This is a genomic window from Nonomuraea sp. bgisy101 (assembly GCF_057708945.1).
Genome location: NZ_JBYITD010000023.1, coordinates 70,563 through 94,340, shown reverse-complemented (window position 1 = coordinate 94,340; position 23,778 = coordinate 70,563). Strand labels below are relative to the sequence as shown.

Here is a 23,778-nt window from a genome sequence, read left to right as displayed (position 1 = left end):
CGTATCCCGCCTCACCCTAGTGGGCGCATCAGCCGCTATCTGGGCGTAGCGGGCAAGCGTGAGGCGGCCGTGACACGGATGAGAACCCGCACGAGCGGCTACGAACGGGAGTCGGCGTCGAGCCACCGAACCTCAGGCGAGACGTCCGAGAACGTCGCGCATGTAGGCAAGGGCTTGACGGTCGTCGAGACGGTTCCCTGAGGCCCCTGCCCGGGCCGTATCGGACCGGGCGGCCACCTTGTGCACGGCCTCCGCGACCAGGGTGCGGGTGGCCAGTGCGCCGAAGTCGTTGATCCCCTCCAGATACTCGATCATGTACGCCGCCTCGGGGAGACGGTCGATCGCCGCCATCATGGTGATGAACTCGATGGAGACCACGCCGGCGGCGATCACGTTGCCAGTCTCGATGAGCTCATCGATGTAGGAACGGAGCAGTCGGAAGGCCTGCGCCCGGTGCCCTCGCCGGAACGCCGTCCGGGCCTCGATGGCCTTGTTGGCCGAGAGCGCGCCCTCAGGGAGGTCGACGTCGGCCGCGTCGTCGAAGTACCGCTCGGCTTGGTCGCGGCGACCTTGGAACGAGGCGGAGTACCCGAGGGTCTGCAACGCCCAGTGCAGCAGCGTCGGCGGTCCCTGGGCCCGGTAGAAGTCGGCCAGCGCCGAGACGGACGCGTCGACCTCGTCGAAGCGCCCGATACCCAGGAGCGTCCCGGCCGATGTCATCTCCAGGAACACGGCGAGGTATTCCTCGCCCTGGTCGCGCAGCTCGGATGTGGCTGTCGGCAGGCACCGTCGCAGAGCCTCGCCGTCGCCGGACACGTACGCTCGGGCGTACCGGCTCAAGGGCAGGTCGGGTTCGCCGCAGCGGCTCACGACGTCGTCATAGCCGTCGGGGTTGCCGCTCTGGGTGTACCGCTCGGCGACCCAGACGAGCCAGAACGCGACCAGGTCCTCATCGCCCTGCGATGTCACGGCGAGCAGGCGCTCGGCCCAGTCGCCGATCTCCTGCAGCCCTCGCAGAGTGATCTCGGTCACGACCGGCCGGACCAGCGCATCGGCCAGTCGCGGTTGTCCGGTTCGACAGGCCCAGGCGACACTCGCACGCAGATTCGGCCACAGTTCGGCGAGCCTGACGACGCCCTCGATCTCGCGGGGTCCTCTGAGGAGGCCGCCGATGACGCCGACCTGGCGGAGGCACCACCTCGCGTGACGCTCGGCGACCGGGTCGGTCTGCCCGTGATCCCGCAGCTGCTCCGCGGCGAACTGTCGCATGGTCTCGAGCAAGCGGAACCGCCGGCCGAACGGGCCTGACTCGACGTCGACCATCGACCGTTCCACCAGCACGCCCAGGATGCCGTCGACGTCCAGCAGCGTCGAGGCCTCATCGGTGACGGCTTCCGCCGCGCCGAGGTCGAACGAGCCGTTGAAGACGGACAAGCGTTGGAACAGGGCCTGTTCGGCCGGTGCCAGCAGGTCGTAGGACCATCGCATGGCCGCCCGTAGGGTGCGATGGCGCGGGACACCGGTCCGGCGTTCGCCGGTCACCCGGAGACGATCGTCGAGCCGGGCGACCAGGTCGGCCGGCCTGTGGCTTCTCGCGCGTGCGGCCGCCAGCTCGATGGCAAGCGGTATCCCATCCAGCCGGCGACAGATGTCGTCGACCTCGTCCCGATACAGGCGTCTGTCGTAGGTCCGATCCGCGGCCAGCGCCCTGGCGTGGAACAGCTCGGCGCCGGCGGGGCGATCCAGCGGCCCGACGACGAGGACCAGCTCGTCGTCGACGCCGAGCCGCTCACGGGACGTGGCGAGCACGCGGGCCTGGGTGCCCGTGACGATGGCGTGGGCCAGCTCGGCGGCGCCCTCGATGACGTGTTCGCAGTTGTCGATGAGCAATACCGCCGGACGCGACCTCAGGACAGTCATGACCGACTGCGTCAGACTCTGTCCCGCGCGCTGTGTGACACCCAGCGCGTCGGCCACGGCGCGGGGCACCTCGCTTGACGATCTGATCGTCGCCAGCTCGATCAGCCATCCGCCCCAGCCGCGGTTGCCTGCCGCGATGCGGGCCGCCGCGAGTGCGAGCCGGGTCTTGCCCATTCCGCCCGGCCCGACAAGAGTCACCAGGGGCGATGCGGCCACCATGTCGTCGATGACCCGCAGATCCTCATCCCGGCCGATGAGCCGGCCCGACCGATGGGGAAGGTTGCCCACCGTCGAATCGTCGATCGATGCGACGTTCTCCGTCCCCGACGGAGGACGGGCTGGTCCTTGCGCCGCCTCGCGGCGTTCACCGAGCCGATCGTCGTGACCGAGGATCTGCGACTCGAGCGCCCGCAGCCGCGGTCCGGGTTCGACGCCGAGCTGCTCGACGAGGTTGTGCCGGGCTTGCCTGAACGCCTCGAGCGCGTCGCCCTGACGGCCCACCCGGTAAAGCGCGGTCATGAGCAGCGCCCAGAGCCCTTCGCGGAAGGGATGGCGCCGCGCGAGCTCGGTCAACGGCCCGACGGCCGCCTGCGGATCAGATTCGATCCGGCACTCCAGATCGACCTCGACGGCGCTCAGCCACTGTTCGGTCAGCCCGTCCAATGTCGCTGCGAGGCCGGGGGCATCCACCCCGGCCAGGGGAGGCGCCGTCCACTCGGCGAGGGCCGCGCTGACGTCGCCCTCGCGGAGGTACCGCTGAAAACGCGCGATGTCGACCGCATCGGCCCGGACGTCGAGGCGGTAGGCCGCGCCCGCCCTGACGATCACGGCGGGACCCAGCCCCTTGCGCAGTCGGGAGATGTGCCACTGCAGCGTCTTCTCGGCCGTCCTGGGCGGTGCGTCGCCCCACACGAGCTCGACCAGCCGCGAGACCGGTACGGGAGTGCCGGGCGTCATGGCGAGGGCGGCCAGCACCGCCTGGGAACGACCCGAACCGATGTCGACCGGCCGGCCGTCATCGGTGACGGCACCGACGCCGCCGAACAGATGGATCCGCACCACGGGACTCCCGGACATCTCAACCCTGACTGACCCGGCCGCAGGCCGACGACATGCCGCTCACAGCCGATTGTCCCGGACGCCGACGGCATCCCCACCGCGCGCACACCGGCGGCCAACCGTCTGCCCACCACGCAAGGGCATCGTTGGCCCCGAAGCCACGTGGCAACGCAGACCACCGGGCCGGTGGCTGGGACGAGGGAGTAGCAGAAGTATGCAAACGCGCACAACGGCACGAGTCGTCGGCACGCTGTTCGTCATCGCGACGGCCGCGGGAGTACTCAGCGTGGCCCTCTTGGGACCATCGGACCACATCTCCGCACCACACGAGTTCGCCAAGATCCATCACCAGGTAGCGGCGGGCGCCCTCATGGTGCTGGTCATGGCCGCCGCGATCGCCATGATCCCCCCGATCCTCTATCCCGTTCTCAAGGAACACAACGAGGCGCTCGCTCTCGGCTACGTCGTCGCCAGGGGTATCGAAGCCGTTCTGGTGCTTCCTGCCGCGATCGGCCCGCTCCTGCTGCTCTCGATGGCCTCACCGCAGCCGCAAGGTGCGCCGAACGACCCCGAACGGTTCGACTACGTGCGAGAGTTGGCTCAGACGTACGACACGTGGGGATATTCCGCCAGCGTCGTCTTCTTCTGCCTGAGCGTCCTCCTCCTGAACTATCTGCTGTACCGTTCCCGGGTCGTTCCCCGGCTGATCTCAGGCTGGGCTCTCGCCGCTGTGCCGCCCTACCTGGCGGGCGGTCTTCTGGTCATGTTCGGCCTGCTCACCACCTCCTCGGCGGTCAACACTCTGCTGATCCTGCCCTTGGCCGTGAACGAAATGGTCCTGGCACTGTGGCTGCTGGTGAAAGGAATCAAGCCTGCGACTGTGCGGGTTTGAGCTGCTGGTCGTCCGCTGGGGAAGTAGTGGGGAGCCGGCCGGCGGTCTGCGGGCTTCTGCCGGATGCAGGTCAGCCGCGCGGGTGTGGTCCGTGTGACTTCGCGTGCCATCCAGCCGGTGGGTCCTCGCCGACCAGCCCGTCCACGGCCTCGCGGAGCAGGTCGGCATGCCCGGTGTGCCGCCCGTACTCCTCGATCAGGTCGCAGATCAGCCGGCGCAGGCTGACATGGCGCCCGTCGGGGAAGGCGAGGTGGACGAGCTGGTCGAGTCCGCCGGCGGCCAGGGCCGTTTCGAGCCTCGCCTGCGACCGTTCGACGGTGGCGTCCCAGAGCGCGTAGAGGTCTTCGGGGGTGTCGTCGGCGGCCGAGTTGAAGTCCCAGTCGGGGTCGGCGGCCCAGTCTGCGGTGTTCCATGGCGGGCCGAGCGGCGCGCCGCTGAGTTTGGTGCTGAATATCTGCTCTTCGACGCATGCCAGGTGTTTGAGCAGTCCACCCAGCGTCAGCGAGGAGGCGCCGATGCGAGTCCGCAGCCCGGCCGCGTCGAGGTTGTCGGTCTTCCATCGGAAGGTCGTGCGCAGGCGCCCGAGCGCACCGAGGAGGTGCTCGGCCTCGGTGCCGGCGGCGGGTGGTTCCCACCAGTAGTCGCTGTTGGTCATGGCGCCACCGTAGAGGCCAATCCGGACGTTCTGTGTCCGGAAGCCATCGAAGCCGGTGCGGCGTCATGCCGGGTGCTTCGAGCTCCACGCGCCTGGCTCAGCCGGTGCCCAGCAACCGGCGGATGAACGCGGTGGAGAGCTCCAGCGCCGCCTTGTTGGCGTGGGTGTCACGGAGCTGGTCGACCATGACGAAGTCGTGGACCATGCCCTGGAATCGGACCGCGGTGACCTCCACGCCCGCCTCGCGCAGCTTGTTGGCGTAGGCCTCGCCCTCGTCGGGCAGCACGTCGGCCTCGCCGTTCAGGATCATGGCGGGCGGCAGCCCGCTCAGCTGGTCCAGGCTCGCGCGCAGCGGTGAGGCGTACACCTCGGCACGCTGGGCGGGATCGGTCATGTACTGGTCCCAGAACCACTTCATGCCGTCGCGGTTGAGGAAGTAGCCGAGCGCGAACTGGTGGTAGGAGCCGGTGTCGAAGTCGGCGTCGGTGACCGGGTAGAACAGGATCTGGTCCTTGACCGCGACGTCGCCCCGCTCTTGCGCCATGATCGCCAGGATGGCCGCCATGTTGCCGCCGACGGAGTCGTCCGCCACCACCATGCGGGAGGCGTCCAGGCCCTTGCCGGAGCCGTGGCGCGTCACCTACTGGCGACGGCGTAGTCCTGCTCGATCGCGGTCGGGTACTTCGCCTCGGGCGCGCGATCGTACTCGGAGAGGACCACGGCGGCGCCGGTCCTGCCGGCCAGTTCGCGCACGAGGCGGTCGTGGGTGTGGGCGCTGCCGAAGGCCCACCCGGCGCTGTGGATGTAGAGGTCCTTGATGATCACGTCCGCCGGGCGGCCCGGTGACGGACCATGACCCCGCTCCACCGCTCGGAGACTTCGAGCCACATGCGGACGACAAGATGTACGCAAGGCTCATGCGCGAACATGATCACTTGGCGCCATGCGCGGAGAATCGGCGAGTATCGCCGGCCGCCCTCGTCCGGCCAGGCGTCATGTGCAGGGGGAGACATGGGCGCACGCTTCAGTAGGAGGACCACGGGACGCGGAACCTCCCCGGGGACTCCCGGGACAGCCGTCGACACCGGTGACCGCGGCGTTGTCTGGGATGACGTCCGCGATCTTTCGTGTACGACGTCGGCATGGCGTATCTGGAACATGGGAGGCTGGATGCTTCGGGCCGCTGCGCAGAATCTGCTGGCCATCGCTATCGTCGCGGTCGCCATGATGATCTGCGTGAAAAGTCTCGGCGCCCAGCTCCACCTGTCTCTGGTTTGGCGAACGATCGCCTTTGTCGCGATTCCGCTGAGCATTATCAGTCTTGTGTTCGCGATCGCAGCGCTCTTGTTCACCGGCCGATACGGATCTGCCTTGCGACTCGAGTCGCCTGCGGAGGTTTCTGCTCGACGCCGGCTCGTCAAGACGACGCTACTGAAGATCTCTTCTGCCCTGTTGGCGCTCAGCGCGGTCGTCGTGATCGCGACCCGATGCTTCGCCCCATGAAGAGTGATCCTCTCGGCACAGCGGCGGCAGGCCTGTGATCATTACCGTGACGCTGCTCGCCAGCCGGGTCAGGCGGTCGCCGGGCACCTGACCTCCGGTCGACCCGTGCGGATCGAGCAGAACGGCTGGGACGAGCTGGGTGTTGACGTAGGCGACAGAGGTTGGGAGCGGGTAAGGGGCCGGCAGCCGGCCATGAGAGACGCGCTCTCCGTGCTCAGCCTTCCGGATGCAGGACGCGCTTGAGGAACGAGCGGGTGCGCTCGTGCCTGGGGTCGCCGATCACCTGGGCGGGCGGGCCGTCCTCGACGATGACACCGCCGTCCATGAACACCACGCGGTCGGCCACCTCGCGAGCGAAGCCCATCTCGTGCGTGACCACGAGCATGGTCATGCCCTCCTCCGCCAGCTTGCGCATGACGGCGAGCACGTCGCCGACCAGCTCGGGGTCGAGCGCAGAGGTGGGCTCGTCGAACAGCATCAGGTCGGGGTTCATGGCCAGCGCCCTGGCGATGGCCACCCGCTGCTGCTGACCGCCGGAGAGCTGGGCGGGGTAGGCGTCGCACTTTTCTGAGACGCCGACCTTGTTCAGGTTGTCCCTGGCGATGACCTCGGCCTCTTTGCTGCTCCGCTTCAGGACCCGACGCTGCGAGATCATGACGTTCTGCAGCGCTGTCATGTGGGGAAACAGGTTGAACTGCTGGAACACCATCCCGATGCGGCGCCTGACCGCGTCGATGTCCGCGTCGGGATCGGTGATCTCGATTCCCTCGACGTGCACGGTGCCCTTGGTCGGCTGCTCCAGCAGGTTCACGCAGCGCAGCAACGTGGACTTGCCCGAGCCCGAGGGGCCGACGATGCAGACGACCTGGCCCGCTTCGATCGTGACGTCGATGCCTTTGAGCACCTCGTTCGCGCCGAAGTACTTGTGCAGCCCCTTGATCTCGATGGCGGGCGTCATCGACCACTCCCCTTGCGCTTCTCCAGCCGGGCTGCGAGATAGCCGAGCGGGACGGTGACGATCAGGTACGTCAGTCCCGAGACCATGATGGGCGTGGCGTTGGCGTACTGGGAAGCCAGATCGTTGCCGAACTTGGCCAGCTCCACGTACTGCCCTGAGACTCCGAGGAAGAGCACCAGCGAGGAGTCCTTGAGCAGGCTGACGAACTGGTTAGTGGTAGGCGGGATCACGATCCTGATCGCCTGGGGGATCACCACGGTGAACTGCGCCCTGGCCGCCGACATGCCCAGCGACCTGGCCGCCTCGGTCTGTCCCTTCGGCACGGCCTGCAGCCCGGCACGGAAGACCTCGGCCTGGTAGGCCGCGCCGACGAGGCCGAGCCCCAGGATGCCCTGGCCGTAGGTGCCGCCAGGCACCTCGAAGCCGGGCAGCGCCAGGGGCAGGAAGGTGATCAACAGGAAGATCAGGAGAGCCGGCAGGCCACGGAAGATCTCGATGTAGATCGTCGCGATCCACCGGTAAGGACGCACCGGTGAGATTCGCATGAGGGCGAAGATCAGCCCAAGCACGAAGGCGAGGACGAAGCCGCCGATCGTGTAGATGAGCGTGTTCCGCAGCGCGATCGTGAACAGCTCAGGCAGCGCCTTGTCGGCCACGTCGCCCTTGGCGAAGTTCTGGGCAAGACTCGCCCAGTCCACATACAGGACCAGCGCGACAAGGGCGACACCGAGCACGACGTACTGGCTGCCGCGAATGATCTTCTGTTTCTTGCGAGGGCTGAGCCGGGCACGGCCCGGCGCAGCCGCAACAGGCTGATCCGACATGTACTAGCCCAGCTCGCCGGGCTTCTTGCCGAACCACTTCACGAAGATCTGCTCGTAGGTGCCGTCGGCCTTGGCCTGGGTGATCGTGTCGTTGATCGTCTTGAGCAGGACCGGGTCGGCGCCCTTCTTGAGGCCGATGCCGTACTGCTCGCCGGTGTCGAGGCTGGCTATTAGCTCGAACTTGGCGGCGATCTCCGGCTTCTTCAGCCAGGTGAGGACCACGGGCAGGTCCTGGACGATCACGTCGGCCTGCCCCGCCTGCAAAGCCAGCAGTTCCTTGGGCGAGTCGGCGTACTCGGTCGGGTCGAACCCGTTCTTCTTGACGTAGTCGAGGCCGGTGGTGCTGGCCTGAGCGCCCAGCTTGAGACCCTTGGCCTTGACGTCCTCGAGGGACTTGGCGCCGGTGCCCTTCTTGGCCAGCAGCGCCTGCGTGGCGTCGAAGTACGGCACGGAGAAGTCGATGTTCTGCTTGCGCTCATCGGTGATCGTCATACCGGCGGCGGCCACGTCGCACTTCTTGGCGGCCATGGCGGCGCCGCTCTTGATCACGGCGAAGTCGATGTCGACGATATCCTGCGTCACCCCCAGCTTCTTGGCCGCCAGATCGACGATGTCGACGTCGAAGCCGACGACCTTGCCGCTCGCGTCCTTGAACTGGAACGGCTCGTAAGGGATGTTCGTGCACGTCGTGAGCTTGCCCGGGTTGACGAGCTGAGCACCGGACGCGCCCGCGCCGCCAGGGCTGGCGGTCGCGGTGGTGGTGCCGTCTCCTGAGCCGCCGCAGGCGGACAGTCCCAGGACGGCGGTCAAGGCGAGCGCGCTGATGGCGTTTCTGCGGCGGCTCATGGACCAGAGGGCCATGTCAGGCCTCCTCAAAGGGGTATGTCATGAATATTTGCATTTTGTGTAGCTTAATTCGCCCCGTGTGACGATCCGTCAGCAGAACCTCGTCCAGATCCTGCTATGGCCGCGTTGGACAGCGTAGAGCACCTTGAGGCCAGCCGTCTGCGGGCGGAGGCCAACGCGCTGACCATAGGCGCACGGTATCGGCGACGCCGGCGGGGGTTTCACCGTCCGGGCCGAACACGAGTTGCTCTGTCCCGCGGTCAACGTGCGGATCCTGCGGGTCGGTTCGCGTCCCACAGCGGGCCGCCTCCGACGCGCCGGTCCTGCTGCCCTCTCGGACGCCAGAGGTAGGGAACCCGCAGCGACCACCCCGGCCGAACCGGCGAGCAAGAGCCCGCGCCTCGGTGGTCCGGGTTGGGAAGCCGTATGCGCGTGCCGGGTGCACCGGTCCGGCGAGCTGAGACCCGGTGAACCCGGTCCGCCGTCTCGTGGGGGAGCGGGGGAGTGGGGGTGGGGGAGCGGGGGAGTGGCCGGTGGGAAAGCGCCCCGGGGCGGCGACGATGGGCAGGGCCGGCGCTTCGACAGCGAGGGCGGCTCGTTGGCCGGTGTCATGCGGGCCGGCTCGCGCCGGCGGCCCCATGTTCGGCCGCAGCCGCCGAATGGTTCTCCCGGTTCGTCGGCGAGGTCGCTGAGGAACTTCTCCTCCGGCGGTGTGGAGGAGCGCTGGACGCGCAAGGATCTCGGCGAGGCCAGGGCCAACGTGTTCATCGGTATCCCTCTGGGCGGATTCCTCTCGCTGGCCATCGCCGCGTGCGCCGCGACGGTCTTCCTGCCGCTGGACATCGAGGTGGACTCGCTCGGGCAGATGGCGCTACCGGCCGGGCTGGGGCTGGGGCGGATCGGCCTGGTGGTGGTGATCTTCGGAGTGTTCGCCGCCACTCCTTCTCCTCGTGGTGGCCGTGGCGGCCATCCCTCTGATGATCGCGACCAAGGCGGGGCAATGATCGCGGCGAGGACCCTGCACGCTCAGCTGCATCTGCTGGACCGGCAGGTGGCGCGGGCCGATGACGGGCGCCTGGTGTGCAAGGTCGACGATCTGGAGCTGGCCTTGGACCGGAACGGCTGTCCCTACGTCACGGCGATCCTGGCAGGGCCGCTGGCGTTGGGGCCGCGGATCGGCGGAGTGATCGGGCGCCTCATGGTGGCCACCACCGAGCTGTTCCGCCCGGAGGAGGACCCGGCGCCGCAGCGGATCGCCATCCGCGAGGTCGCCGGCATCGGGAGCGCGATCACGGTGGGCGGGGACCCCCAGGAGGCGGCGCTGGAACGCTGGGCGCGCACCCGTGTGATCGCGCCGCTTTCCGGCAGCGGCGCAGCGGGGCATGCCGCCGCACTCTTTCCGGCCAGGACCAGCAGGAGTGGTCTCCTGCGCATGAGCGACGTGATCGGCTGCCGGGTCATCGACAGCGAAGGGCGGCCGGTCGGGAGGTGGCCGACGTGCAACTGAGTCAGGACGGCCCACTGCTCGGCGAGGTGGGACACGCTTTCCGGCTGAGCGGGCTCGTCGTGGCGCCCCGTAGCACCGGCCAGCTGTTCGGCTACGAGCGCGGGCCCGGAGGCAGAAGCCCCGCTCTGGTCCGCATGCTCATCCGGCGGCTCCACCACGACAGCCGCTTCGTCACCTGGCAACAGGTGGAGGCGCTCGCCTCCGAGGTGCGGCTCAACGTCACCCGTGCCGATGTGGCGCCGCTCAAGGAGCTCTACCAACCCGACCCACAGGCGAGTCCGCAGCCGGCTGGATCGCCTGCGCAGAAGCACTCCTCAGGGAAGTGGCCACCGGTGCGCGAGCCGGACTTGACCGTCGCCCGGTGAGCCTCCCCTCGACATGAAGAGTCGGGCTCCCCGGTCCGGGGAGCCCGACAGGCCGCGCCTTGTCTACGGCATCGGGAAACGGCCGTAGTAGTCGCCGACCTCACGCCGGTAGGCGGTGTCCTTGTAGGTGTTCTCGTCGAACTCCGGAGCGTCCTTGATCTCGTCCTTGGTGCGGGCGAGGTAGACCTTCTCCTCTTGGGGGTCGATCCGGATGATGGTGCTGGCGGGCAGGACGACCTTCTTGCCGAAGATCCAGAATCCGGTGTCGACGACGAGGTAGTTGGCACCGACCTCGTTGTTCTGCTCGTCCACCGAACCGATCTTGCCGTCGGTGGCTTCGACGTCGTAGCCGACCAGGCTCATGGTCGGGTCGGAGACGACGTCTTCGCGGTAGCTCCACGGGTCACTCATGTATGTCCACTCCAGATGGTCGAAGATTCGTGGTCGGTCAGCTACCCGGCCCACGTCCGCGAAACGCCCAGCCCCGGCACATCACCCGGCATGCAGGTGGGAAAGGCTTGATTCGTGCGTTCACCTCAGAAGGTGGCCAGTGCGGCGGCTCCCCACCGCCGGCGCCCTGGACGACTGGACGTGGCGGAGGCTCCGGCGCCGGTACCCATGTGACGGCGGTCGCTGCTGTCGGCCGGCGCGACCTGCACGGCCGGCGCCGGTGCCCGGCCGTCGCGACGCCAGAAGAGGGTCTGTTGGCTGCCCTTGGGCACGAGTGGTTCGAGCCGGGCCGAACGCTCCGGGGACTCCGGCGGGCTCGGGACGTACAGGCCCGAGCCGGCCGATGATTCCGGCGGAAGCCGATCATGATCGCCACGGCTATGGTGTGGTGATGAGACCGCTCGTGCTCGACTTCCAGCACCTTCCCGACGCCACTCTTGTCACCGTGGTGGGGGAGCTGGATGCCACCACCAGCGGGCAGCTGGACGACTTCCTCCGGCAGGCCCGCCGAATGCCGGGCGAGCATCTGGTCCTTGATCTGAGCGCGTTGACCTTCATCGACAGCACTGGCCTGAGCGTGCTCATCAAGGCGCAGAACCTCAGCCGTCAGCACGACGGCAGCGTACGCCTGGCCGCTCTCCAGCCGGTCCCGGCCCGGCTCCTGCGGATCACCGGCCTCGATGCCCACCTGCCGGTGTACACGAGCGTCGGTGACGCTCTGGCCGCGCGAGAGGATCGGTAGCACGCGCGGAACCGGTCGCGCCGAGGTCTCGGAACCCGTCCTGCCAGGTTTCCGGGCGCTCTCGGCGGGCAGAGGGGGCACCTGCCTCGAAAGGATCCCCGTCCCGGGGCAGGCGTGCCAGGCGTTCTGCCGGCAGCGCGGCGCGTGCGGGTTGTAGGGGCACGGGGCCGGTTGCGGGACCGGCTCCGCCTGCCACGTGCCGCTGCTGGGCACCTGCCCTGAGACGGCCGCGAAGCTCGTCTCGGGGCAGGTCTGCCTCGGTGGAGCGGGACGCCGCGGGTGTCCTGTCCGCGGACGCGCGCCACCTGGCCGGCGCATTCAGGCGTCGTATGCGGGCTGTCCGGAGCTTCCGCGCATGAGAGGCGCACCGTGGGTAGGGGTGCAGATGCTGGTCAGCGCTGTGGAGCGGGGGCGGTGATGAGGGGGACGGGTGAGGCGGTCGATCACCGCCCTGCGTGCCGACGACCTTCCGCCTCCATGCTCACGTTCGGGGTCGAGGAGGAGTTCCTGCTGGTCGACGGCGCTACGCGGAGGACCGTATCGCGTGCAGGCGCGTTGCTCGCGCGGGCGGGTGAGCATCCCTGGGGAGGTGAAGGCGGCGGATATCACGCCGAGATGTTCGACACCCAGGTCGAGGCCGCGACAGGAACCTGTGACGAGCTCGGTCAGCTGCGGCACCAGCTGCGGCAGGCGCGCGAGCACCTTGCCGGCGTGGCCGAGGGCGAGGGCCTTCACCTCGTGTCGACGGGCACCCCTGTGCTGCAGGGGCCGGCTCCCGTGCTGGCGCCGGGCGAGCGGTTCAAGCGGATCCGCCGCATGCACGCCGGTGTGGTCGCCGACTACCAGTCATGCGGCTGCCACGTCCATGTGGGGGTGGAGGATCGCGATACGGCGGTCGCGGTGGTCAATCATCTCCGGCCGTGGCTGCCCACATTGCTGGCCCTGTCGGCCAACTCACCGTTCGACCATGGCCGGGATTCGGGATACGCGAGCTGGCGCATGATGGAACAGGCGCGTTTTCCCGGCTCGGGTGTGCCGCCGTGGTTCGCGACGGCGGCGGACTACCAGCTGCGGTTGGAGCGCCTGATCGATTGCGGTGTCCTGGCCGATCCCGCCATGACGGTCTGGCTGGCGCGTCCCTCCTCGCGGTTGCCGACGGTGGAGATCCGGGCCGCGGACGCGGCCGCCACTGTGGACGAAGCGATCCTTCAGGCGGCCCTGACCCGCGCCCTGGTCGGTACGGCACTGGCCGATCTGGCGCTCGGGCGTGAGGCGCCGCGCGTCGATGGCTCGATCCTCGCCGCCGCAGTGTGGAGCGCCGCGCGCCATGGTCTCGACGGGCCGGGTGTGGACCCGTTCGAGGAACGCAGCGTCCCGGCGGTTCACCTGCTGGACCTGCTCCTGGGGCGGGTGCGCGACGCACTGGAGGTCAGCGGCGACCTTGCCGAGGTGACCACATTGGTCGCCGGAACGCGGCAGCACGGCACAGGGGCCGTTCGGCAGCGGACGGCCGCTGCTCGAGGCCGGCGGGCGGTGGTGGACATGCTCATTGCCCAGACCCTTTCGGGCACGCTCGCCGTACAAGGAAGCCAAGGGACATGACCGCCCAGGGGCCGTCATTGCCCACATCCCGCGGGCCGATATCGGCCGCGCTCGTCACCGTACTGTCCGGTGGGTCGCCGCCCACGTCGTCGACGGCGCAGGGCGTCCACGCGACTGATCCTTTCGGGGAGGACCTGCAGCTCGCCCTCCACCTGTGTTACGAACTGCACTACAGGGGCTTCGACGGAGTCGCGCCGGAATGGGAGTGGGATCCGGGACTGCTGGGGGTTCGCAGGGAGCTGGAGGACGCGTTCCTGACGGCATTGCGCGGACGGGTGGCCGGAGGGGACGATGTCGCGGCAGTCCTGGAGGAACAGCTGGTCGAACCCGTCGACGCGCACGGTGTCTCCCATCATCTGCACGACCGTGGTGAGCTGTGGGAGCTGCGGGAGTACGTCACGCATCGCTCGATCTACCACCTGAAGGAGGCGGATCCGCACGCCTGGGTCATCCCACGGCTACGCGGCCGCGCCAAGGCCGCCCTCGTGGCCGTCGAGTACGACGAGTTCGGCGGCGGGCGCCCCGAGATGATGCATGCTCAGCTGTTCGCCGACCTGATGGACGAGCTCGGACTGAACTCCTCCTACCTCGCCTACCTGAACGTCGTTCCCGCGCCCATGCTGGCCCTGGTCAACATGATGTCGGCGTTCGGCCTGCACCGAGCTCTGCGCGGTGCGCTGGTCGGCCATTTCGCCGTGGCGGAGATCACGACCCCGCCCGGCGCCCAGCGCATGGCGGACGCCTTGGAGCGCCTGGGCGTCGGTCCCCGCGGATCGTTGTTCTTCACCGAGCACATCGAGGCGGACGCCGTCCACGAGCAGGTGCTCCGCCGTGACGTGATCGGCGACCTTCTCGGGACAGAGCCGGACCTGGCCGCGGACATCGTCTTCGGGATCCAGGCCACGAACCTGCTTGAGGAACGGCTCGGCGACCACCTGCTCGGCTGCTGGCGTTCCGACCCGGCTCGCTCGTCTTTGCGCAGGTCGTTAGCGGTGTCCGATTCGGGGTAGCTGCGCGGGATGTTGTTGCTGAGACCACCGGGCGTGTACCGACCGCAGGGCGACACCTCGATGCTGGCGGAGGCGGTCGCGAAGATCGGCGTCCGGCCGGGCTCCAGAGTGCTCGACCTGGGCACGGGCACGGGCGTGATCGCGATGACCGTCGCCCGGACGGCCGCCGCCTCGGTGACCGCGGTCGACATCTCGTGGCGCGCCGTCGTGGCGGTCCGGCTCAACGCCTTGATCCATGGGCTGCGGGACATACGGGTACTGAGAGGCAATCTGTTCGCCCCGGTCGAGGGTGAGCTTTTCGATGTCATCCTGGTCAATCCGCCGTACGTTCCAGGAAAGGCCGCCTATCCCGGCAGGCATCGCAGAAACCGGGCGTGGGATGCGGGCATGGACGGGCGCAGGTTGCTGGACCAGATCTGCGCACACGCGCCCGAGCATCTTTCACCAGGCGGAACGCTCCTCTTCGTGCAGTCCGCGCTGTGCGGGGTGGACGCCTCGCTGCGATACCTGAGGAACTCCGGCTTGAACCCCAGGGTGGTCCACCGCAGGCCGGAGTCATTCGGCCCGGTGATGCGCGCCAGAGCCGTGCTGCTGGAAGCCCATGGGCTGATCAGCCCGGGACAACGTCACGAGGAACTGGTGGTGATCCGTGCCGACCGTACCGAAGCGGCCGCTGGGTTGCGGGCCGTATGAGACGAGAGCGGGAGCCGTCACCAGGATCACGATGATTCCCGGTGGGCCGATCCTCGTCCAAGGGCCGGTCGAGGTGACCATGGAGGATGGTTCGGTCATTCGATCCGACCGCTTCCTCGTGGCGTTGTGCGCGTGCCGACGAAGCCGGCACTACCCCTTCTGCGACACCAGCCACCGGCGTCGCGTCCGCTCGCGACCCGCCGAATCCACCTGATCCCTGTGACTGACGCTCCTGGAGGGAAGTCGCCGAAGGGACCAAGGGCCGCGAGCCCATCTCTACTGCTTACGGTCTCCGGTGGGCCGCTCATAGCCTTCGGCCTGGCCGTACACGCGCTCATCCGGATCATCCTCAGGCTGGTTCGCCGGATCGGTCGGAGAGGGCGTGAACTCTTCGGCGAAGTCCGCCGTGTCGTAGTCTTCGGGTCGCTCACGGCGATCGCTGAGCGGCCGCTCATCGGGTTGTCGGCTCATGAGGTTCACGCCTACCCACGTCGTGGACGGCGAACCCGTTCGATGACCGGGCCAGGACAGGACCGCCTCGACCGGCGGTGCGTGCGCGATTCCGTCCCCGAGATCCGGCGCGCTTGTGGCAGCATGTGCGGGTGGATGTCGGTCGGCCTCTTCTGCGCGCTTTGCGTGCCACGGCGTTCGCCGTGGTCTGCGTGCTGGTGTCGGCCGCCCTCCACGTGCTGGCGGGAGGCGTCGCCGTACGGCCGAGCGCCCTGGCCGGGGCGGTGGCGCTGACCTGGGCCGGAGCGTTCCTTCTCGGCAGACGTCAGCGAGGCATGGGCGTACTGCTCGCAGCGTGTTTCGCCGCGCAGTACGGCATGCACCACCTGTTCACCGCCGGTGCCGAAACCCCGCCGCCTGCCTCGCTCGACCACGCCCACGGCGGCAGCGGCCTGGCCATGCTCCTCGTCCACGTCGCCGTCGCCGCCATGTCGTCATGGTGGCTGGAGCGAGGCGACACGACCCTGGCCACCATCCTGCGCCTGGCCGTCACATCGCTCGGGGTGCTCTGGGCAGGACTGCTCATCCTCGCGGGCGCGCCGGTCGAGTCCCGCCTGCCGCGTCGTCCTCAGGTGGAGCACGGGATCGACCGGCTGCGGCGCCTTCTGCTCGGCGCCGGCGTCCGTCGGCGCGGTCCTCCCACGTCTGTCTCCGTTCTCTGATCGGACTGTAGCCCGATCCGCGGGCCGCGGCCGGCTTCTGCCGTCACGCCCGTATCCCGCCATGCCGACGCGTGGCTGAACCCCCACTCGAGGCGGCGCGTACCTGTCGATGTGCGCGTCCCCCTGAACGGAGATCCCCCTTGACTTCTACCGACGTGCGCTCTGTCGCCGACCCTGAGCAGTCGCCCGGACGAGGGACCGCGTGGACCGCGCTCAAGCCTCTGGTCCTGCGGTTGCACTTCTACGCCGGAATCCTCATCGCCCCCTTCCTCCTCGTCGCCGCCACCACCGGGCTCCTGTACGCCGCCTCCTTCCAGGTCGAGCAGATCGTCTACCGGCATGAACTGACCGCGCCGGTGGGCGAGTCCCGGCTGCCGCTCACCCGGCAGGTCGCCGCCGCGCAGACGGCACGCCCAGACGGCAGGATCACAGCCATAAGGCCGGCGGACGAGCGCGACTCCACCACGCGAGTGCTGATGGACGTGCCCAGCCTGCCGGACAGCACCCAGCTGGCGGTCTTCGTCGACCCGTACACCGGCCAGGTGCGCGGCATGCTGGACAGCTACGGCAGCTCGGGCGCGCTCCCGGTCCGCGCCTGGATCTCCGGCTTGCACCGTCACCTGCACCTGGGTGAAACGGGCCGGATCTACAGCGAACTGGCGGCCGGCTGGTTGTGGATCGTCGCCCTGGGCGGGCTGGTTCTGTGGGTCACCAGACGCCGCCGCAAGCGCCTGCGCGGACTCATCGCTCCTGACCGCTCGCTCGCCGGAGCGCGCCGCCGCCTGTCCTGGCACGGGTCGGTGGGTCTGTGGGCGGTGGTGGGCCTGCTCTTCCTGTCGGCCACCGGCTTGACGTGGTCGAAGTACGCAGGAGAGAACGTCGACGAGCTTCGCGCCGCGCTCGGTTGGACCACTCCCACGATCGCCACCTCCTCCGGCGACCACGCCGCCCACTCCGAGAACAGCGGCCACCAGCACGGCGGTGCGGGTGCGGACGTGGACCGCGTCGCCCAGGCCGCGGCCGGCAAGGGCCTGTCGGGCCCGCTGGAGATCGTCTGGCCCGGCGAGGCGGGCGGCCCCTACCTCGTCAAGGAGATCGACAAGAGCGTCCCCCAACGCCTGGACCAGGTGGCCGTCGACGCCACCACCGGCCAGGTGAGCGCCGAGCTGCGCTTCGCCGACTATCCTCTCGCGGCCAAGCTCACCAGGTGGGGCATCGACGGTCACATGGGTCTGCTGTTCGGCCTGGCCAACCAGCTCCTGCTGGCCCTCCTCGCCGGTGGCGTGATCACACTCATCGTGCTCGGCTACCGCATGTGGTGGCAGCGCCGCCCGACGCGCGGCTTCGGCAGCCCTTACCCGCGTGGTGGATGGCGGAAGGTGCACGGGGCCGTCCTGGTGCCGCTGTGCCTGCTGGCCGTGGCCGTCGGCTGGTTCCTGCCGCTGATGGGCATCTCACTGGCCGTCTTCCTGGTGATCGACGTCCTGCTCGGCGTTCGTGCCCGAATGGCTCGTTAGGGCCGGTGCACCGGGCTGTCACGGTCATCCGAGGATGAACGGGAGCTTCGCCGCCGACTCGCCCAGTTCCGCCTTCTCCGCGTCGGCCGGGGCGCGCCGTCCGGTGCCGACCAGCAGCGCGTCCCTGTCGGAGAACGATGCGGGGAACGCGGTCCCGGCGATCTGCTCCAGCATCGCGCGGGACCGGGCGAGGCCCTCGGCGGGTGGTCCCGCCGCGTCCGGGAGGTGCGCGACCAGGTCGAGGTGGTGCAGCGTCCACTCCAGGACGTACGCGGAGAGGTAGTCGGCCGCGGTGATGACCTCGTCGCGGGTGCCGACCCGGAGGCCCGGATCGGCGAGTTCGGCGGCGCGGCCGGCGGCGGAGCCGACGTCGTCGAGGTGGAACTTGAGCAGCCAAGGCTCCTGGTAGGCGGCGGCCAACCGGACGATCAACGCGTCGAGCGGGTCGTCGCCGGTCGGCGGCGTTTCGGCGACGTCCCAGTAGGTCACCGCGTCGCGGGTCGGTTCCGCTTCGACGGGGGTCACGAGGGTGATCAGGACGTCCTGGGCGTCGATGACCAGATGGCACACCAGGTCCCGCACGAGCCAGCCGGTACAGCCGGACGGCTGTGCGAAGTCCTTGTCAGGGAGCTCGGCGACCGCCGCGCGCAACGCCGTCCACGAGCGTGAGAAGAGATCCACATCAGAAAGGTAGTGCGGCGCCGGCATGGCTCGCGGCGCCGTCGGCCCGATCGATCGTGATCGATCCGGCCGCTTGCGGCTTTCAGACAGCCCGAGGCTGGGCTGAGCGGACAGGACGGACCTGCCCGCTCAGTCCACGTGCCGTGGTCGTGACCGACCCGCCTGTGGAGACAGGTTTTAGCCTCTGACCTGGACCTCGGCCAGGGACAGAGGGTTGGAGGGAGAGGCGAGCTGGATCCTGACGTACCTGCCCGTGGTGCCCTCGGGCAGCTTGATCTTGCTTGGCGACCCGGCCTGCGCGCCGACGTGCACGGCGGTCACCCCGGGCGCGGTGCGGGCCTGGTCCAGGTCGTCGGTGGTGAACGGCTGGTCGGAGGCCATCACCCAGAAGTCCTTCAGCCGGTCGGCGCAGCAGTCGAGCCGGTTCCAGACGTCGACGCTGTCCAGCGCGGCCGAGGCGCCGAGATCGACCTGCCACCAGGCCTGGCTTTCCGGTTCGGCGGTGTGCGTCGTCGTTCCGGCGCCCCAGTTGCCGTCGGTGTCGCCGTCGACGGCCCGGGAGGCCGGCGCGTCGTAGCCGGTGCTCTTCTGTACGGCCGGCTTGCCGAGCGAGAGGTTGGGCCGGTTGACCGTCAGGGGCAGGGTGGTGGTCGTCTCCATCCGCCCGGTGCGCTGGCGCAGAACGAGGGTGTACTCGCCTGGCGCGGCTCCCGCGGGGGCGCTCACGCTGATCGGTAGCTTCATGCTTTCACCGGGGCCGAGCGGGCGCACGCTGGGCGCCCCGAGCGTGGCCGACCAGCCCTGCGGTGCGGCGAGGGAGAGGGTGGTGGCCGGGGCCTGCCGGTTGCCGGGGTTGGCGACCGTGAGCTCGCCGCTGATCGTCTGGCCGGGGGCGATCTCCTTGGCCAGGTGGGAGGAGGTGCGCAGCAGGCTGCGCACGCCCGGCGTCTCGATCTTGAAGACGTAGGCGTGCTTCCCGGTCTGCTGCGGGGTGTTCACCACCACGCGGCCCTGCTCGTCGCGGCTCCACGACAGGCGTGCCGCGGAGCCCAGCATGGTGATGCGGGTGCTGTGGTCCACTGGCAGGTCGGCGCCGAGGGTGAGCTGCTCGCCCGGCCAGTCCAGCGCCGTGGCGTACAGGGTGCCGTCCTTCACCGTGTAGCGGACGTCGTCGGGGCCGCCCTTCTCCTCGGCCCGGTTCCAGTAGGTGGTGCCGTAGATCGCCTCGCCGTTGTCCTTGAGCCACGCCCCGATGTCCAGCAGCCGCTGCCGCTGGATCTCGGGGATCGTGCCGTCGGCCTTCGGGCCGATGTCGAGCAGCAGGTTGCCGTTCTTGCTGACGATGTCCACGAGGGAGTCCACGAGCTGGTCGGAGGTCAGGTGGTCCTCCTCCGGCTCGTTCTGGTTGTAGCCGTAGGAGTGCGCGATGCCGCGACTGGACTCCCACTTCACCGGGTCGATGTCCGGCTTGACGGTGTATTCAGGGGTCTGGAAGTCCAGTTCGGGACTGTCGAGGTTGCCGCTCTGAATCTTGCACCGGTTGGCGACCGCGACCTCCTTGCCGCTCTTGAGCGCCTTGTTGTAGTAGTCGGCGAGGACGCCGGCGGTGTTCCAGTAGGAGGCCGGCTTCTCCCACTGGCCGTCACACCAGATGATGTCGGGGTCATAGCCGTCGATGAGCTCGCGCATCTGCGGGAGCATGTAGTCCTTGACGTAGTCACCCCCGCTCGGTGCGCCGGTGTACGGAATCTGCGTTCCCGTGTAGGGGTTGGTCGCCGGCCGCCCGGTGTAGGTGGGGTTGTACCACTCGTAGAGCGAGTAGTAGAAGCCGGCCTTCAGCTTGGCGTCGTCCTTGCGCGCCGCGTCGAACAGCTCCTTGGCAAGATCGCGGCCCGGCCCGAGGTCGACGCTGTCCCGCCCGCTGACCTTGCTGTCCCACAGGGCCATGCCCTCGTGGTGCTTGGAGGTCAGCACGAAGTACTTGGCGCCCGCGTCCTTGAACAGCTTGACCCAGTCGGCCGCGTCGAACTTCTCCGCCTTCCACTGCCGCAGGAAGTCGTCGTAGTTGAAGTCCTGGCCGTACGTGGCCTTGTGATGGGCGTTCGTCGCGCTCCCACGCGAGTTCATGTAGTTCCAGTACCACTCGGCATAGCTGCCGCGCGGTCCCCACGCGGGCACCGAGTAGGCGCCCCAGTGGATGAAGATGCCGAACTTGTCGTCATTGAACCATTGAGGCACCGGATGGCTGTTCAGCGACTCCACCGTGGGCTCGTACGCAGGCGGCGTGTCGGCGCTGGCGACAGGCTGCGTGACGCAGACAGATCCGATGATAACGAGGCTGATAGCCGGAGCTAAGAGCAGTTTTCGCCTCATGTTGGGGTCTCCAGACGTTGATTGATCGGATGAAACGTAACCGCGGCGTTATCGTCTTCACAAGGGGGCTGTGTCAAAAATGAGGTGATCCACGACAGGGAGCCCCTATGCGTCACGGCAAGCTCTGGCGGCTGCGGCTGCTCGCATCGGCCCCACGACCGTGCGGCGCTGCTTCACCCTCACGGAAGCTTCTCGGGCGACCGCGTCAGCACGCTCACCGCCGCGACCGGCACCAGCAGCAGGGTGAGGAGACCCGAGACGACCAGGCCCGTGCCGGCGGTTCGTGCGGGCGTTCATCGTCCGCCGCCGCCGCTCGAAGGTCGCGACGGCGACGGTGTCATGGAGTGAGCGGACGACATCCGTGGGGGCTCACCAGCTGCCGGCCACCTGCCGGATCGGGGCGTTCAGGCGGTTGAAGAGGTTGGTGACGGCGGTCATCAGCAGGATCGAGGCCAACTGCCGCTCGTCGAAGTGGTCGGCGGCGTTGTTCCACACGTCGTCGGGGACGGCGTCGGCGTGGTCGGCCAGCCGGGTCGAGGCCTCGGCCAGCTCCAGCGCCGCCCGTTCGGCGTCGGTGTAGTACGGTGCCTCGCGCCAGGCGGTGACCAGGCCGATGCGCTCGTCGCTCTCGCCGAGCTTGCGCAGGTTCTTCAGGCCGGCGTCGACGCAGAAGCTGCAGCCGTTGATCTGGCTGACCCGCAGGTGGATCATCTCCATGAGCTCCTGGGGGAGGCCCTGCGACTGAGCGGCCTTCATCAGCTCCTGGATCGGCTGCATCACGGCGGGGATGATCCTGGCAGGGTTCTTCATCCGGGCTTCCATCGTGTTTCCTCCGTCTCGGTTCGTGTGAGATCAGAGTGGCCACCCGGATTGATAGATTCGCGATGCGCGGGCGATGCATGCGGCGCTTCACCCTTCACGGCCCGTCGGATGATCGTTGACGGCGCACATGATGGACAGCGCCCCACGTCATCGGGCTGCTCCGGCCTCGACGCCGAGATGATCGGCATCGAGCGGTTGGTCGACGCGATGTGGGGGCTACGGCCGGCGCCCGGCGTTACCCAGCCCTGTGGTGTGCGGAGCGCGCCACACGATCACGTTCAGGCCGCCGACCTCGCCGAGCCTGCGGCCGCCCACGACGAGAAGCTCTGCTCGGGGGGCGGCCGGCTGCGGCTACCGGCGGTTGCTCGCTACTCGACGAGTTTGCCGACGGTCGAAACCTCGCGCATGAGCGCCGCGACCTCGCCGGGAATCGGCGGAATGGCCTCCCGCTCCACCGATCCAGGACCGGACCACACCAGATTGACCTGCAGTGCCGGGTCGAGCTCGGGGTAGTCGGAGCGGTTGTGGCAGCCGCGGGTCTCGCGACGCTCAAGCGCCGTCTCGATCGTCGCGCGGGCGGCGAGCGCCGCGGACTTCAGGTCGAAGGCGTGGGCCAGGTCATGGAAGCCAGCGCGGTCCGGGTGCACGCCGACGTCGGCGATGCGCGCCTCCACCGCGGTGAGCTCTGCGAGGCCTTTGCCCAGGCCGCTCTCGTCGCGCACCACGCCGGCGTACTCGGTCATGATGTCGCGGAGGGCGCGCTGCAGTGAGCGCACGTTCTCGGGGCCGTCGGCGGCGAGGAGTTCGTCCACTTCTGCCCGCGCCGCGTCGAGTGCCTCTGCCGAGCGGTGCTGGGCGTCGAGTCCTGCGGAGTACTCGGCCGCCGCCTGTCCGACGATGCGGCCGAAGACGAGCAGTTCGATGAGGGAGTTGCCGCCGAGGCGGTTGGCGCCGTGCAGGCCGCTGGCCGCCTCCCCGATCGCGTACAGGCCGTCGACGCCCGTGCCGTGGTCATCGGGTCGCACCCAGACCCCGCCCATCGAGTAGTGCGCGGTCGGCGCGATCTCGATCGGGTCCTTGGTGATGTCGAGCATCTGCAGTTCCAGGAGCGTCTGGTAGACGCGAGGCAACCGCGTCATGATCGTCTCGCGCGGCAGATGTGACACGTCCAGCCACACGCCGCCGTCCGGAGTGCCGCGGCCTTCTTTGATCTCCGTGTAGGCGGCCAGGGCGATGCGGTCGCGCGTGGACAACTCCATGCGCTCGGGATCGTACCGGGACATGAACCGCTCGCCGACCTGGTTGCGCAGGATTCCGCCCTCGCCCCGTGCCGCTTCGGAGACGAGGGTGCCGGCCGCGTTCTCGGGCGCGATGAGCCCGGACGGGTGGAACTGCACCAGTTCGGCGTCGCGGATGCGGCAGCCCGCCTGGACGGCCAGGCGGAAGGAGTCGCCGGTGTTCTCGTCCCTCCTGGAGGAGGTGCGCCGCCAGATCCGGGTGTGGCCGCCGGCGGCCAGGATCACCGCGTCGGCATGGATGACATAGCGATTGCCATCGGCCAGGCTGAACCCGTACGCGCCGAAGACCGCGTTGTCGCGCACGAGGATGCGGGTGATGTAGACGGTGTCGAGGATGGGGACGTCGAGCTGTGCCGCACGGTTGATCAGGGTGCGCTGGATCTCGAGCCCGGTGTAGTCCCCGGCGTAGGCGGTGCGCCGGTAGGTGTGGGCGCCGAAGAAGCGCTGCGAGATGCGCCCGTCCTGTTCGCGGGCGAACGGCATGCCCCAGCGCTGGAGGTCTTCGATGCCCCGCGCGGCCCCCTCGGCGACGATGCGCACCGTCTGCGGGTTGGCGAGGAGGTAGCTCTCCTTGAGGGTGTCCGCCGCGTGCTGCTGCCAGCTGTCCTCGGAATCCATCGTGGCGAGCGCCGCGTTGATGCCGCCCGCCGCGAGCGAGGTGTGCGCGTCCGACTTCGGTCGTTTGCCCACCGCGAGGACGTCGCACCCGCGCTCGGCGAGTTCGATGGCGGCCCGCAGACCGGCTCCTCCCGTGCCGATGACCAGGACCGACGTGGCGATCTGCTTCTCTGGCGGGTGCATGGCGCTCCTTTGGGGGCATCGACGAAAGCCATTCCGGAAACAAGACCGCGCAACGGCATGATTTGTGACATTCATGCCTGTGCGCACG

At 68.8% G+C, this 23,778-nt stretch carries 22 protein-coding genes and 1 pseudogene; 11 read left to right on the top strand and 12 right to left on the bottom strand.

What is annotated here, in order from left to right:
• Positions 1-132: 132 nt before the first annotated feature.
• Positions 133-2,979 carry an AfsR/SARP family transcriptional regulator gene (locus AC3EO4_RS36065; RefSeq protein WP_431899901.1) on the bottom strand — a complete coding sequence of 949 codons (2,847 nt, stop codon included), beginning with the start codon at positions 2,977-2,979 and terminating at the stop codon, positions 133-135.
• On the opposite strand from AC3EO4_RS36065, the gene AC3EO4_RS36060 reads away from it, so the two are divergent.
• Positions 2,876-3,871 carry a DUF4386 domain-containing protein gene (locus tag AC3EO4_RS36060; RefSeq protein ID WP_431899900.1) on the top strand — a complete coding sequence of 332 codons (996 nt, stop codon included), beginning with the start codon at positions 2,876-2,878 and terminating at the stop codon, positions 3,869-3,871. The two genes, AC3EO4_RS36065 and AC3EO4_RS36060, sit on opposite strands and share 104 nt — an antisense overlap.
• 70 nt (positions 3,872-3,941) lie before the next feature.
• Here AC3EO4_RS36060 and AC3EO4_RS36055 read toward each other — a convergent pair whose 3' ends face one another.
• Together AC3EO4_RS36055 and AC3EO4_RS36050 are read right to left on the bottom strand one after the other, a co-directional pair.
• Positions 3,942-4,526 carry a mycothiol transferase gene (locus AC3EO4_RS36055; RefSeq protein ID WP_379573270.1) on the bottom strand — a complete coding sequence of 195 codons (585 nt, stop codon included), beginning with the start codon at positions 4,524-4,526 and terminating at the stop codon, positions 3,942-3,944.
• 97 nt (positions 4,527-4,623) lie between these two features.
• Positions 4,624-5,336, bottom strand: a pseudogene (locus AC3EO4_RS36050) (alpha/beta hydrolase); the annotation flags it as partial.
• Positions 5,337-5,696: 360 nt separating this feature from the next.
• On the opposite strand from AC3EO4_RS36050, the gene AC3EO4_RS36045 reads away from it, so the two are divergent.
• Positions 5,697-6,029 (top strand): hypothetical protein, encoded by a 333-nt coding sequence (locus AC3EO4_RS36045; protein WP_431899898.1) that lies wholly within the window; start codon positions 5,697-5,699, stop codon positions 6,027-6,029.
• Between the two features lie 214 nt (positions 6,030-6,243).
• On the opposite strand, the gene AC3EO4_RS36040 is transcribed toward AC3EO4_RS36045, so the two are convergent.
• The 3 genes from AC3EO4_RS36040 to AC3EO4_RS36030 are packed head-to-tail and all read right to left on the bottom strand — an operon-like array spanning position 6,244 to position 8,672.
• Positions 6,244-6,987, bottom strand: coding sequence for an amino acid ABC transporter ATP-binding protein (locus tag AC3EO4_RS36040; protein WP_379573272.1), 744 nt, complete (start codon positions 6,985-6,987; stop codon positions 6,244-6,246).
• Positions 6,984-7,811, bottom strand: a complete 828-nt coding sequence (locus tag AC3EO4_RS36035) for an amino acid ABC transporter permease (RefSeq protein ID WP_431899896.1) — start codon at positions 7,809-7,811, stop codon at positions 6,984-6,986. The genes AC3EO4_RS36040 and AC3EO4_RS36035 overlap by 4 nt, the downstream gene beginning before the upstream one ends.
• 3 nt (positions 7,812-7,814) lie before the next feature.
• Entirely contained in the window at positions 7,815-8,672 is an 858-nt protein-coding gene (locus AC3EO4_RS36030) for an ABC transporter substrate-binding protein (RefSeq protein ID WP_379573274.1), read from the bottom strand.
• A gap of 697 nt (positions 8,673-9,369) precedes the next feature.
• Here AC3EO4_RS36030 and AC3EO4_RS36025 point away from each other — a divergent pair.
• Together AC3EO4_RS36025 and AC3EO4_RS36020 are read left to right on the top strand one after the other, a co-directional pair.
• On the top strand, positions 9,370-10,164 hold the full coding sequence (locus tag AC3EO4_RS36025; protein ID WP_431899894.1) for a hypothetical protein: 795 nt from the start codon (positions 9,370-9,372) through the stop codon (positions 10,162-10,164).
• Positions 10,155-10,529, top strand: a complete 375-nt coding sequence (locus AC3EO4_RS36020) for a hypothetical protein (RefSeq protein ID WP_431899893.1) — start codon at positions 10,155-10,157, stop codon at positions 10,527-10,529. Before AC3EO4_RS36025 ends, AC3EO4_RS36020 begins: the two co-directional genes overlap by 10 nt.
• Before the next feature lie 63 nt (positions 10,530-10,592).
• On the opposite strand, the gene AC3EO4_RS36015 is transcribed toward AC3EO4_RS36020, so the two are convergent.
• Positions 10,593-10,940, bottom strand: a complete 348-nt coding sequence (locus AC3EO4_RS36015) for a PRC-barrel domain containing protein (RefSeq protein ID WP_379573277.1) — start codon at positions 10,938-10,940, stop codon at positions 10,593-10,595.
• Positions 10,941-11,370: 430 nt separating this feature from the next.
• Here AC3EO4_RS36015 and AC3EO4_RS36010 point away from each other — a divergent pair, with 430 nt between their 5' ends.
• The 5 genes from AC3EO4_RS36010 to AC3EO4_RS35990 all read left to right on the top strand — a co-directional run bounded on the left by AC3EO4_RS36010 (position 11,371) and on the right by AC3EO4_RS35990 (position 15,240).
• On the top strand, positions 11,371-11,721 hold the full coding sequence (locus AC3EO4_RS36010) for an STAS domain-containing protein (RefSeq protein ID WP_431899892.1): 351 nt from the start codon (positions 11,371-11,373) through the stop codon (positions 11,719-11,721).
• Between the two features lie 477 nt (positions 11,722-12,198).
• The gene (locus tag AC3EO4_RS36005; protein ID WP_431899890.1) at positions 12,199-13,323 is read left to right on the top strand and encodes a carboxylate-amine ligase; all 1,125 of its coding nucleotides are present in this window, start codon (positions 12,199-12,201) and stop codon (positions 13,321-13,323) included.
• On the top strand, positions 13,320-14,333 hold the full coding sequence (locus tag AC3EO4_RS36000) for an iron-containing redox enzyme family protein (RefSeq protein WP_431899888.1): 1,014 nt from the start codon (positions 13,320-13,322) through the stop codon (positions 14,331-14,333). The genes AC3EO4_RS36005 and AC3EO4_RS36000 overlap by 4 nt, the downstream gene beginning before the upstream one ends.
• A 33-nt stretch (positions 14,334-14,366) precedes the next feature.
• Positions 14,367-15,026, top strand: coding sequence for a HemK2/MTQ2 family protein methyltransferase (locus AC3EO4_RS35995; protein ID WP_431899887.1), 660 nt, complete (start codon positions 14,367-14,369; stop codon positions 15,024-15,026).
• Between the two features lie 31 nt (positions 15,027-15,057).
• Complete coding sequence (locus AC3EO4_RS35990) at positions 15,058-15,240, top strand: CDGSH iron-sulfur domain-containing protein (protein ID WP_379573282.1); 183 nt, start codon at positions 15,058-15,060, stop codon at positions 15,238-15,240.
• Positions 15,241-15,302: 62 nt separating this feature from the next.
• On the opposite strand, the gene AC3EO4_RS35985 is transcribed toward AC3EO4_RS35990, so the two are convergent.
• A complete protein-coding gene (locus AC3EO4_RS35985) occupies positions 15,303-15,506 on the bottom strand; it encodes a hypothetical protein (RefSeq protein WP_431899885.1) in 204 nt (67 codons plus the stop codon).
• Positions 15,507-15,658: 152 nt separating this feature from the next.
• Here AC3EO4_RS35985 and AC3EO4_RS35980 point away from each other — a divergent pair, with 152 nt between their 5' ends.
• Together AC3EO4_RS35980 and AC3EO4_RS35975 are read left to right on the top strand one after the other, a co-directional pair.
• The gene (locus AC3EO4_RS35980; RefSeq protein WP_379573284.1) at positions 15,659-16,198 is read left to right on the top strand and encodes a hypothetical protein; all 540 of its coding nucleotides are present in this window, start codon (positions 15,659-15,661) and stop codon (positions 16,196-16,198) included.
• Positions 16,199-16,338: 140 nt separating this feature from the next.
• Positions 16,339-17,715: a PepSY-associated TM helix domain-containing protein gene (locus AC3EO4_RS35975; RefSeq protein WP_431899883.1), complete on the top strand. Its 1,377-nt coding sequence runs from the start codon at positions 16,339-16,341 to the stop codon at positions 17,713-17,715.
• A 24-nt stretch (positions 17,716-17,739) separates the two neighbouring features.
• On the opposite strand, the gene AC3EO4_RS35970 is transcribed toward AC3EO4_RS35975, so the two are convergent.
• From AC3EO4_RS35970 to AC3EO4_RS35955, 4 genes are all read right to left on the bottom strand, one after another.
• A complete protein-coding gene (locus tag AC3EO4_RS35970; RefSeq protein ID WP_431899882.1) occupies positions 17,740-18,396 on the bottom strand; it encodes a maleylpyruvate isomerase N-terminal domain-containing protein in 657 nt (218 codons plus the stop codon).
• A 177-nt stretch (positions 18,397-18,573) separates the two neighbouring features.
• Entirely contained in the window at positions 18,574-20,769 is a 2,196-nt protein-coding gene (locus AC3EO4_RS35965; protein WP_431899881.1) for an alpha-L-fucosidase, read from the bottom strand.
• A gap of 369 nt (positions 20,770-21,138) precedes the next feature.
• Positions 21,139-21,579, bottom strand: coding sequence for a carboxymuconolactone decarboxylase family protein (locus AC3EO4_RS35960; protein WP_379573288.1), 441 nt, complete (start codon positions 21,577-21,579; stop codon positions 21,139-21,141).
• Positions 21,580-21,959: 380 nt separating this feature from the next.
• Complete coding sequence (locus tag AC3EO4_RS35955; RefSeq protein WP_431899880.1) at positions 21,960-23,690, bottom strand: L-aspartate oxidase; 1,731 nt, start codon at positions 23,688-23,690, stop codon at positions 21,960-21,962.
• Positions 23,691-23,778: the final 88 nt, after the last annotated feature.